This is a genomic window from Neisseria sp. P0021.S005 (genome assembly GCF_051956955.1).
In genome coordinates this window covers 1-575 of record NZ_JBQCWY010000877.1, presented here as the reverse complement: position 1 = coordinate 575, position 575 = coordinate 1, and the positions used below count along the sequence as shown (strand labels likewise).

The window sequence follows — 575 nt, the reverse complement described above, 5'->3', positions numbered from 1 at the left end:
GGCTGAAATGAAACTAAATTGTACTCACGTACTCAATATTGAGGTGCAGAGCTTGTTTTGTAGCCTGTATCTCCCGTTTAACGGTAAACCATAAAATCAAAATTTAGGAATATACAATTATGAAAATTTTATTGATCGCTCTTGCAACCGGTAGCCTGATGTTGGCAGCTTGTTCTTCTTCCAAACCTGAAGAAGCGGCAGCGCCACGCATCACTGTTGAAGAAGCAATGACTCAATGTCAACAAGCATCTGGTGAAAATGCTGATCGCGCTGTATTTGATGCCTGCATGAAAGGCAAAGGCTATCAACGTACGGCTGAATCAGCTGCCTCCGAGCCTGCTGCATCTGAGCCTGTAGCTGCTCCTTAAACTGCTGCTCCTGAAGCTGCGGCTTCTGAACCTGCCGCCAAAGCTGCTCCAGCTAAAAAAGCTGTTAAAAAAGTAAAAAAATAAGCTTCATAAAATTCAAGGAAGTCGCTCTCATCAATACTCCGGATGAAGGCAGACTTAGAGCAACTTGAAAACAAAGGCCGTCTGAATATGTTTCAGACGGCCTTTGTTTTTCATGTATAAGAC

1 protein-coding gene is annotated in these 575 nt (G+C 43.3%); it reads left to right on the top strand.

All coding sequences use genetic code 11. From position 1 onward, the window contains the following. The first annotated feature begins 119 nt into the window (after window positions 1–119). Complete coding sequence (locus ACTHUE_RS19920) at window positions 120–368, top strand: hypothetical protein (RefSeq protein WP_308111495.1); 249 nt, start codon at window positions 120–122, stop codon at window positions 366–368. The last annotated feature ends 207 nt before the right edge of the window (window positions 369–575 follow it).